At 72.9% G+C, this 10,778-nt stretch carries 7 protein-coding genes; 1 reads left to right on the forward strand and 6 read right to left on the reverse strand.

The genetic code is table 11. The features are described from left to right. Positions 1-216: 216 nt before the first annotated feature. A complete protein-coding gene (locus OG927_RS02600) occupies positions 217-870 on the reverse strand; it encodes a TetR/AcrR family transcriptional regulator (protein WP_330319626.1) in 654 nt (217 codons plus the stop codon). A gap of 287 nt (positions 871-1,157) precedes the next feature. On the opposite strand from OG927_RS02600, the gene OG927_RS02605 reads away from it, so the two are divergent. After that, positions 1,158-2,573, forward strand: a complete 1,416-nt coding sequence (locus OG927_RS02605) for a lipase family protein (protein ID WP_330319627.1) — start codon at positions 1,158-1,160, stop codon at positions 2,571-2,573. Between the two features lie 85 nt (positions 2,574-2,658). Here the strand turns inward: OG927_RS02605 and OG927_RS02610 are convergent, their stop codons facing one another. The 5 genes from OG927_RS02610 to OG927_RS02630 all read right to left on the reverse strand — a co-directional run bounded on the left by OG927_RS02610 (position 2,659) and on the right by OG927_RS02630 (position 10,778). Continuing rightward, a complete protein-coding gene (locus OG927_RS02610; protein WP_056794871.1) occupies positions 2,659-3,204 on the reverse strand; it encodes a GNAT family N-acetyltransferase in 546 nt (181 codons plus the stop codon). Positions 3,205-3,786: 582 nt separating this feature from the next. Then, positions 3,787-7,194: an SAV_2336 N-terminal domain-related protein gene (locus OG927_RS02615; RefSeq protein WP_330319628.1), complete on the reverse strand. Its 3,408-nt coding sequence runs from the start codon at positions 7,192-7,194 to the stop codon at positions 3,787-3,789. Positions 7,195-7,211: 17 nt separating this feature from the next. Continuing rightward, a complete protein-coding gene (locus OG927_RS02620) occupies positions 7,212-8,096 on the reverse strand; it encodes an AAA family ATPase (protein WP_241192025.1) in 885 nt (294 codons plus the stop codon). Positions 8,097-8,206: 110 nt separating this feature from the next. Then, complete coding sequence (locus OG927_RS02625; RefSeq protein WP_242413100.1) at positions 8,207-10,339, reverse strand: VMAP-C domain-containing protein; 2,133 nt, start codon at positions 10,337-10,339, stop codon at positions 8,207-8,209. A 40-nt stretch (positions 10,340-10,379) separates the two neighbouring features. Further along, positions 10,380-10,778 (reverse strand): CU044_2847 family protein, encoded by a 399-nt coding sequence (locus OG927_RS02630; RefSeq protein ID WP_056794882.1) that lies wholly within the window; start codon positions 10,776-10,778, stop codon positions 10,380-10,382.

The following is a 10,778-nucleotide window of genomic DNA, read 5'->3' on the forward strand; positions in this document are numbered from 1 at the left end:
GTGACCCGATCCTGCCGTGTCGGGAGCGCGTATCCGTCGCGTCGTCGACCGGCGGGCCGTCGACGCACTCCTCGACCGCAGCCGGAGGGCGGCCGAGCCCGGACGTACGCGCACCGGCCGGCGCTCCCGCCGTGCGCACGGCCGGTGCGTGTGTCCCCGCCGGGATCGCCCGCACCGGAGCAGCGGCCCGGAAGGATCGTGACCTGACGACGGACGTCAGTAGGGCAGGCCCTCCGAAGCCGCGCGCAGCGCGGCGAGGATGCACGTGGCGATCTCGCTGTCCGCCGCCTCGGGGTCGTCCGCGAACCGCCGGGCGAAGTCCTCCGCCGCCGCGCGGAGGGCACCGTTGATGGTCGCCGCGTGCACCTTCACCCTCAGGTCGTCGACGTCCCCGCCGGAACGCCGGGCGAGGAGCTTCGCGAGCACGGGCAGTGCGTCGTCGTGGGCCTGGAGCCAGACGGAGCGCAGCGCCGGGTCGGTGGACGTCATGCGGATCAGGTCGAGGATGACCGGGTCCCCGGGGGGCAGCCCGCCCTCCTGGCAGGACTCCGCGAAGAAGTCCAGCAGGCGCGTCTCCGGTGGCCAGTGGCGCAGTCGGTCCACCGCGAGATCGAGTCCTGCCGAGAGCAGCGGCAGCACACAGCTCTCCTTCGTGGGGAAGTGCCGCCACAGGGTGCGGGCGGAGATACCCACTGCTTGGGCGATCTGCTCCCCCGTGGTGCCGGTGACGCCCTGCGTGGCGAACAGGCGGACGGCTTCACGTGCGATGTCGGAGCGGAGCGCCTCCTTGCGTCGCTGTACGAGGGAGGGCCTCGCATCGTCATCCGCTTGCGTCGGCTTCCCCTGTATCGCGGACGGTGCCTCGCGCACCCTCGTTCCACCGCCTCCGTGTTGGTCACCGCAGCATAGCGAGCCGCCCGGAAATGGCATACGCCGACACCTTGTCCGTGAGTGACACGCAGACTTACTCTTCCGTAAGTAACCGACGGGTAACCGCGCGCCGGTCGCGTACAACCTTGGCATGCACCTGCCTTGAAGGTTGCCCGGGCACCTCAACCGCGAAGGTCCGCCCGCAGCTGGGCAGTTCGTACGGCCGCACCGATCGCACGGCGTCCCCCATCGACACGATCGTCTGATCGACGAACGAGGAGCGAAGCATGAGCCGCAGGAGAACCCGCCCCACCCCCACCGCCGTCACGGACCGGTCCACCCGCCGCCCCGCAGCGCGGGCCGACCGCCGCGGCACGCCGGCCGGCCTGCGCCTGCTGGCCGGCGTCGTCGCGGGCACCGTCTGCGCGGGCCTGTCCGCCCTCCCGGCCTCCGCGGCCGGTACGGAGCCCGTCGTCTCCCGCGGGGTCACCATCCCCTCGTTCTACAACCCGCCGTCCGAACTCCCCGCCTCCAACGGTGCGTTGATCCGCACCGAGGCGCTGCCGCTCGGGCTGAGCATCCCGGGCCTCGACGGTCGCCCGATGCCGGGCACGGCGACCCGTCTGATGTACCGGTCCACCGATTCGGCCGGGCAGCCCGTCGCGGTGACCGGTGCCTACATCGAGCCCTCGACCGCCTGGAAGGGCACCGGGCCGCGCCCGCTGGTGGCGGTGGCCTCGGGCACCATGGGCCAGGGCGACCAGTGCGCACCGTCCTTCGCGCTGCAGCATCCGCTCACGCTCAACGGCGACACGGTGTCGGTGGGTTACGAGGCCCTCGCGATCTACCGACTGCTGGCCACCGGGGCGGCCGTGGTCGTCACCGACTACGTCGGCCTCGGTACCACCGACCGGGTACACACCTACGTCAACCGCCTCGACCAGGGGCACGCCCTGCTGGACGCGGCCCGGGCGGCCCGCGCCGTACCCGGCGCTTCCGTCACCGCGGCCTCCCGCACGGGCCTGTACGGCTACAGCCAGGGCGGCGGCGCCAGCGCGGCGGCCGCCGAACTGCAGCCCTCCTACGCGCCCGACGTCCCGCTCTCCGGTACGTACGCCGGCGCTCCCCCCGCGAATCTGACCTCGGTCATGAAGGGGATAGACGGCAGCGCGCTCGCCGGTGCGCTGGCCTGGTCGATCAGCGGATTCGCCCAGGCCGACCCCGATCTGCGGGCGGTCGTGGAGGCGAACATCAGCGCCACGGGGAAGGCCGCGCTGAAGGACGCGTCCACCATGTGCGTCGGTGACGCGCTGTTCGGCTACGGCTTCACCAAGAGCAACAAGTGGACCACCAGCGGCCGGTCCATCGGCGACATCATCGCCGCCGAGCCGCGCGCGCAGGCCGCGCTGGACAAGCAGCGCATCGGCACACTCGAGCCCGCCGGGCCCGTGCGTCTGGCCACCGGCGTCCAGGACGACATCGTCCCGCACGCACAGGCCCGGCAACTGGCCGTCGACTGGTGCCGCAAGGGCGCGAACGTCACCTACGAGGCCGTCAAGCTGCCGAACCTCGGCGACCGGATCCTGACCAACCATCTCGTGCCACTCATCACCGACCAGGGCGACGCGATCTCCTGGATGACCGACCGCCTCGCCGGCAAGCCCGCCACATCCAACTGCTGGACGATGCCGCTCCAGCCCTGACCGGGCGGCCGGCGCACACTGCTCCACCGCGTCCTCCGGGGTACGCCCCGGTGGACGCGGCCTCCGCCGCCGGCAGGCAGCTCCGCTACAGGGGGATCTCGAAGTGCACGGTGCCGACACCGGGACCGTGCTCACCCGTGGGCCGGGCATCGAACACTTCCTTGGCCAGGCTTCTCCAGAACGCCTCCGCACCCTCGACGTCGGCGTTCGTGTGGAGGTAGATCCTGTCGTACCCGGGCGTCCCCGTGACGAAGTCGGCGGCCGCCTCCACCAGCGCTCCGGCCAGCCCCCTGCGACGATGTGCGGGGGCCACGTACACGCGCACCAGTTGCGCCGTGTTCCACGGGGAGTACCGCTCGCTCAGCCGGAGGGGATGCGGCGGGTGGGCCGGACCGCCGGACCGGACCCCGGTCGTGGCGACCACCTCGCCGTCGCACTCCGCGACCAGGAGCGCGTGCCGCGGTTCGTCGAGGTACGTGCCGCGCAGATCCAACACATCACGGTGCCACTCGGGCACGTATCCGTATCCGAACTCCCGGTAGAAGGTGTCGAGCATGACGCGTCGTGCACCGTCCAGGTCGGTGACGGTCGCATGGCGCACCAGGTAGCCCTGGGGCGGCGGCTGATTCACTCGGGATCTCCTGCCGGGAGTAGTACGGCGCCCGGCAGTGACGGCGGGAGTGCGCGGAGACGCACGTCGCCCTTGCCGCGACGCATATGAAAACGATAATCAATCCTAGCAAGGTGGGTGCGGCATGACCGGACACGCCACGCCCGCCGGCCGGCCTCTCAGCGACGAATGTGACCCTGCGGCGGGTACAGGGGGCACCGAAGGCTGCCGTGCACGCCTCCGCCTCATGTCGCTCCCGGGACCGCCCGCCCCGGTCCGTGCCACCGGGGCCGCCGACCGTCAGCACGTGAACGTTCCGGCCGCCCCACGTCCCCACGCCCTGCTGCGGCCCGGGTCCGTCCCGTCGTGTCCCGGCGTCGGGCGTGGCGACCGTGCCGCGGGATGCCGTGGTCACCGGATCGTGGTCGCCTGTCGGGGAGGCGACATCGACGGGCCGACCCGTACGGGCCGAAGCGTCGTCACGACTGATCAGACCCGGTCCGGCCCGGCGAAGGTACGACGCCCCCACCCGGCCCGTGACCGTCGTGGCGGACGGGGACCGTCCGGCGCCTTCGCCCCGGTCGGCAAAGCTCGCGGACACTCTCAGGGCGCGCCCAGCAGCAGCTCCCGCGCCAGCTTCGCGAAGGCCTCCGCAGCCCGTGGGCGAATCCTGGACAGGTCCCGCGGCCGCGGCCCCGCGAGGTGCAGGTCGAACGGCACGGCCACCACGGCACGTGCCCGGTCGGCCACCGTGGCCCGTACGGTCTGCTCGTCCATCACCTGATCGCTGCCACCGAGCGTGGTGCACACCACCACCGCCTCGTCGACCACCCGCTCCCAGCCGTCCGCCCGCAGATCGTCCAGCTGGCGGACCGCCGCCCCGACCGAGTACGCGGCGTCGGTGCAGCAGAGGACCAGCCGGTCGGTGTGTGCCAGTACGGTGTCGGCGCCCCGGTCGATCCGGCTCCCCGCCCAGTCGCTGAGGACCACCGGGTAGTGGCGGGCCGTCATCGCCATGATCCGGCGGTACTCGTCCGCGTACGCCGGGCTCGCGGTCGAATGGGTGTTGGCATGGGCCAGCACCTCCACCCCGCCGGTGCTGCGTGTGGTGTAGGCCCGGATCTCCCCGTACGAGGCGTCCGCCGGAAGGCCGGCGAGTTCGTGCGGGGTGCGGGGGTTACGGCCTAGGAGGTAGCCGTACAGGTCGCCGGACGTCGGTGCCCCGTCGACGGCCAGTACCGGTTCGCCGCGCACGGAGGCGAGTATCCCGCCCAGTGCCAGGCAGGTGGTGGCCCGGCCACAGCCCGGTTGGGCACCGGCGAAAGTGATCCGCAGGCTCTGGGAGAGCGGCCGGCGCAGCTCGGCCAGCTGCTGGTAGAACCTGCTCCTCTTCGGAGTACGGGTGGAGAACAGCGGCCGTGGCCCGATCCGCAGCGTGGTGACGTCCGGGAGCGCCTTGACCGGGCTGAGCAGGAGTGCGGGCCGGGCCCCGGCGCTCCGCGCCTCGTCCACGCGGCGTGCCCCGGGCATCGGGCGCCCTCGCGCGAGCGCCACGTACCGGGCGAGGACCTTCGTCACCTCGGCGGCGGTCGGACGCCGGAGCGGGTCCTGGGCCAGACAGCGGCCGACGATCTCCCGCAGGCTCTGCCAGGTGTCCCCCTGCCAGAGGTGCATGCCGTCCGGCATCCCGTACGTGGTGCCCTGCCGCTTGCTGCTGATCCGGCGCAGCAGTTCGCCCAGGGCCCGGACGTTGTCGGCCTGGCTGGGCAGCGGCCCGCTGCCCGCGTACTCTCCGTCCACCGCGCAGTCGATCAGCCCGGTCAGCACGACCGAACGCTGGAGCACCACCACGGTCTCCTCGGTCAGCGCCGCCGGGACCAGCCCGCTCATGTGGCAGATGCTCAGCGCGCCTGCCAGGTGCCAGCCCAGGGTCAGACCGGTCAGGATGTCGAAGGGGGCCCGGTCCACCTCGGTGTGGAACCTGATCAGGTCGCCGAGTGTGGGCGGCTGTCCCGCCTGCACGGTGGTGTCACTGACCAACTGCATGGCGATCCACGGCGGATCGTGACCGAGCCCGCTGGCCAGCAGGGCCGGGGAGTAGCGGCCGTTCATCCGGCGCAGCGCCTCGGCCTCGACGACCAGCAACTGGGCTGTGGCCGGTGGAAGATCGGGGCGGATCACCCGTACCGCGGCTTCACCGCCCTGACCGTCGTGCGCGCGGTAGACGATGGACCGGTCGTCGGTGCGCCGGGACAGCAGCCGGTACGGGCCCAGCCGGACGGGGTCCTGCGGTGTGAGGGGTGCCCATACGGACGATGCCTCGTGGGGCTGCTGGGATCCGAGCGGGTCGGTGGCGGGGCCGGGTTCGTACCCGCCCGGCACCGGCCGGTGCAGCGGCTCCAGGGTGACGCCCAGCCGCACCAGCAGCCGGCGTTCCACCGCGGTGAAGGAACGCAGCGCCTCGGGTACCCGGTCCTGACCGTCCTGGTGGGCCAGCCAGACCGGGAAGTCGGGCGATCGGCCGGCCAGTTGGCCCAGACGCCGGCCGATGCGCCGGCTCGTCGCCAGGAGTTCGGCGCTGGGCAGCGCGTCCAGCAGGGCCGGCCTGTCCTCTTCTGCGAAGTCGAAGACCTGGTGCCGGACCGGCAGCGGACCGGCCACGGGAGCGGCCACGGGCCGCAGCAGCCCGCCCAGGAAGACCTCCGCGAGATGGGTGGTCCGCGCCTGCCACGGCACTTCGTTCTGCACCAGCCGCATCACCGGCACCGAGACCGGACTCACAGCGGCCAGGTGTGCCGCCAGACGGTACGCCTCCGGGGAGGCCGCGTCCCGGAAGTGCTGCACCCCGCGCTCGCCCCGCGACGGGGCCATCAGGGTCCGCAGCCGGGCGGGGCCCAGCAGCGGCAGCCCCACCGTCGTCCCGGGCGAGGTGAGCAGTCGGGCCCAGTCGTGCAGTGCTTCGGCCGTGGGTTCCAGCACCGGCACCGGCGTCCCGGGGAACCGGGTCAGCTCGGGCGGCAGCATCTGGTCGGTGATCAGCCATCGGGAGTTGGCCGCGCCGGGATGCCGGGTGGTCACCTGCCAGCGGTCGGCCTGGATCCCCGAGGACTCCCACAGACCGGGCGGCAGGGTGTGCACCACTGCCGTCGGCCCACAGCGTGCCCATCGCGCCAGCACCGGGTGCATCCGCCCCTGACGCCAGGCCGCACCCATCCCGTCGCTCAGGACGAGGACGAGTGTCCGCCCGGAGGGGTCCACCGACAGCGAGGGCGACAGCGGCGCGCTCGCCGGGTCGAAGGGGCGCCCGCGGAGGGCCGGTTCGCCGGAGCCGGTGCTGTCCAGGCCGTACACCCTCAGCGAACGGAAGGCGCCCAGCCGTTGCAGGGTTGCCTGGAGGTCCGCGGTCAGCCGCTGCCACAGCAGCATGGAGATCCCGTCGTCCACCACCAGGACGAGGTCCAGCCAGCGCTCGCGCACCGGGCGCATCACCACGTCCGGCAGCCATGCCTCGGCCAGCGCGGCGGCGGTGGCCCGCTCGTCCAACTCTGACCTCCACCGGCTCGGGCGCCTCCTCTTCAGAGGCCGCAACGACCGCCCCACCAGCAGTTCCTGCGCCAGAGCCTTCTCCTCAGGAACCCGGACCGGCATGCCGGGCCGTGACTGCTCCTCCCGTTCGGGGACGGGAGACTCCGCGGACTCCCGTACACCCGTGGGCGGGGGCAGCGGCGCCGCGTGGAGGCCGGGCAGAGTCAGATCGGGCAGGTCCTCGTCGGGAAGCTTCAGCTCCGAGGGAGCCGGCTGGTCCGGCTCCGGGGTGGGATGGTCCTCGGCTCCGGATTCGTCGGCGGGGAGCGGAGGGCGGGACCGGGCTGCGGCGAGCGGCAGGGGAGCGGGATCGTCGGACAGGCTCCGGGCCAGCCACAGGACGTCCAGTACGCCCTGGGCGTCCAGGTCCTGGCCGACGGCGGCCAGGACCTGGAGGACGGTGCCGAGCCTCTCGGATTCGGGCATGCCGGCCCCCCTCATGCTCAGCCGGCCCCGGTCAGCTGGTGCAGCACCGCGTCCAGCAGTCCGTCCGCGTCCAGGTCCACCCCGCCCGCCCGCAGGAACACCGCGTTCAGCAGCTGGTCCGTGGCCAGCTCGCCCGGCGCCCGGCGTCGGAGGAACGCCTGGAGGAGGTCGTCGACCTCCAGCAGGACCTGGTCTCCCAGATGGGCCGAGACGATCGCCCGCAGCCGCGCTTCGTCGGGTACCGGCAGGTCGAGCCGGATGCAGCGCCGCAGGAAGGCCGGGGGGAAGTCCCGCTCTCCGTTGCTGGTGATGATCACCACGGGGAACTCGGTGCAGTGCACCATGCCCCGGTCCACCAGGGCCGTGCCCTGGTGATCCGCGGTCAGCACCTCCACCGGCCCCGTCCCGTCGGGGAGCCGGGCCAGTTCGGGGATGTCGAAGACCCCTTCCTCGAAGACGGTGAGCAGGTCGTTGGGGAGGTCCACGTCCCCCTTGTCCATCTCGTCGACTAGCAGCGTGCGGGGCGCCGACCCCGGGACGAGCGACGTGCCGAGCGGGCCCAGCCGGACGAACCGGCCTATGCCGGGATCGCCCTCGCCCCGGTCCCGGCTGAGTGTGGTCTCGCGCAGCCGCCCGATGGCGTCGTACTGGTACAGCGCGTCCTGCACGCTGGAGCGGCTGTTGACCGACCAGCGCAGCAGCCGTCCCAGACGGAGCTCGTGTGCCACGGCCTTGGCCAGCGAGGACTTGCCGGTCCCGGCGGGTCCGGTGACCAGCAGCGGCCGCCTCAGGTGGAGCGCGGCGTTGACCACGTCCGCGTGCTGCGGAGCGATCAGGTAAGGGAGTTGGGGTGCGGACGCTCCGGCCTGCTTGAACCGCCGCCACGGCGGAGCCGGCGGCATCGACACCGTGTGCGGCACCCCGTCCCCGCGGAAGAGCCGCCAGCCGCGGCCCTCCGCCCCGCGGCCGCCCTGCCCCCGGTCCGCATCGGATGCCCCGTGCGCTGCCTCGCTCATGCGCTCTCCTGTGGTTCGGCCAGATACAGCTGGGGTACGGTCCGATCGGCGTCGGCCCAGGCCAGTACGGGCCGGCCCGGGTAGTCGCGGGGCCGGTGCACCGTCTTGGCACGGTACGAGCGGACTCCTTCGGGCAGTTCACGGGTGGAGACCACGCCCATCTGTTCCACGGCCTCCGACTGGCTCTCCCCCGCCCTGTCCCAGACCACCACCGGCACCCCCACGGCCAGGCACACCTGCACGATCTCCTCCCGGAGTCCGGCCGGCACCGTGACCGCGACCCGTACGGCGTCGGCCCGGTCCATCAGGGTCCCGTAGATCTCCCGTGTGCCCATCGCCGAGTCGTTGAACAGCAGCGAGGTCCCGGTGTCGAGCTGGCGCCAGCGCCGCCGCCAGTCCGGCAGGAAGCGCTCGTTGCGACGCAGCAGTTCCGGACAGTTCACGACCACCTGGTACTCCGCGCCGAGCACGGCCGGCACCACGTCGTCGGGGTCGTCGGTCTCCCACTCGTCGATGGGAAGATTCAGCCCTGCCCGGTCCACCAGGGCCTCGACGAGCGGCCGGCGCTCGCCCGGGTCCGCGGCCCGGCACAGCGACTCGAGGGCGCGCAGCACCTCCCGGGCGGCCTGCGCCCCGCTGTACACCCGCTCACCGTCGGTGGACACCTGGCGGGGACCCGCTCCCTCGTCGCACCACAGCCGGAGCTGGTAGCGGTCCACCCCGAGGAGGGTCCGCACCTGCACCAGGACCCGCAGCGGCGCTGCCCGCGCGCCTTGCGTGCGGGCCCACTCCTCGGCGTCCGAGCGGCGTTCGGCCAGCGCCGAGCGGGGGATGCCCAGCCGGTCGGCCACCCCGTCGGACCAGAGCCGCAACAGGGCCCGCGGACTCCCGGCGCACAGCACCGCCAGATACTCCACCACCCGAAGCAGGCCGGGCACCCTGGGGCCGGCGGGATCGCCGTGGCTGTCGCCGGAGAGCCGCTCCAGGCTGGTCAGCGTCTCTTCGAGGCGCTCTCCGTCCGGGAGCACCGCCGCCAGCGGCAGCGCGGCCCGCATCGCCTGCGGCAGCCGGGCCCGCAGGCTCCCGGGCAGTTGCTCCAGGTGGCTGCGGAGCCGGTCGAATTCCCGGGGCGAGAGCAGCAACGGCACCTGCGAGAGCAGTCGTGCCTGCAGAATCCGCTCGGTGGCCGACGGGTCCCTCAGCCGCATCACCTCGCTGAGCGCCGCCAGCGCCCGTGGGTCGGTCACCAGGAGTCGGGCGAACTCGTCGTTGCCGGGCCCCGTCCCATCACGGGGGTACGTGTATCCGCAGCGCTCGGCCACTGCCCGGGCCCGCTCCCGGCGTTCCTCGGGCGAGGACATCACCGTCGCCAGCAGATCCGCCAGCAGCGGCAGCGCGGGATCTCCCGGATCGGCCTCGGCCGTGGTGTCCTCGAAGAGTCCGGCGGCGCCCACCGCGCGCAGCTCCTCCTGGATCGTCTGCCAGGGGATGCCCCAGCTGCGGCGGGCGATCTGCTGGCTTCCGTACGGGAGGGGCCGCCCGCTGACCGGGTCGGCGGGCGGCATGATGTGCCCGGTGACGAGCCCCACGACGACCTGCGCGTCCACGGACCACAGCGGGCCTCCGCTGTACGCCGGCCCGATGGCCATTCCCGTCGACTCGCCGTCCACGTAGGCGACCGCACCGTCCAGGGACTTCACACGTACGTCGGCGAACGTGCTGCCCAGTCCGGTGCTGTGCCAGGCGCGCAGCCTCTGACCGGGTTCCATGGGCGCCCACTCCGGGGGCGGTGCCGGGATGTCCCCGGCCCGGTCGACGGCCAGCACGGCCAGGTCGCCGTACCAGTCGTGATCCCGCTTCTCCCGCACCGGCAGCCCGCCGTCGCGCCGCCGGGGCGGTATCCAGTACTCCACCCTGGCCCGCCGCTTGTGCACCGTCGACGGCGTCCGCAGGGCGACCTCCACCACCACGCCACCCGGCGGCCGGTGCTCCAGGACCGGTCTGCCCAGCGCGTCGTTGACCACGTGGGCGCAGGTGATCAGGTGCTGCGGGGTCAGCAGCACCCCTGCTCCCGCGGTGAGATTGTCCCCGCGGCGCATGACGGACACCACGGCGTAGCGGGGATCCACGCTCTGCGCACCGCCCCCGCGGTGGAACCAGCCCACCCCGTCAGCCCGCGTGCGGCGTGGGCTGCCAGGTGGCGGACACGGTCAGATGGGCCTGCCCGCTGCCTCCGACGACGCCGAGCCTCAGGTCCTGCCCGATCTGCAGCCCGAAGGTCACGTTGACCTCCTGCGGAGGACTCGGCGCGGTGGTCACCGCGTCATGTACCTCCTGAAGCAGCAGTCCCAACGGTTGCAACGTGGTCCGCAGCGCCTCCACCGCCGACGTTCCCACGCGTCGGCCGCGGGCGACGGGCACGCTGTGTCCCATCCCCTCGGGCAGTTCCTCGCTCTCCCCGTCCGCTTCCGGACCGATCGGTTCGACAGTCTCGACCTCGACTGCGGACATCACCTCGAACCGGACAGGAGTGCCGTCGCCCAGGTGCAGCTCAGTGAAGGTCGTCAT

The sequence above is a fragment of the Streptomyces clavifer genome, from assembly GCF_036345975.1.
Classification (GTDB): Bacteria; Actinomycetota; Actinomycetes; order Streptomycetales; family Streptomycetaceae; genus Streptomyces; species Streptomyces clavifer.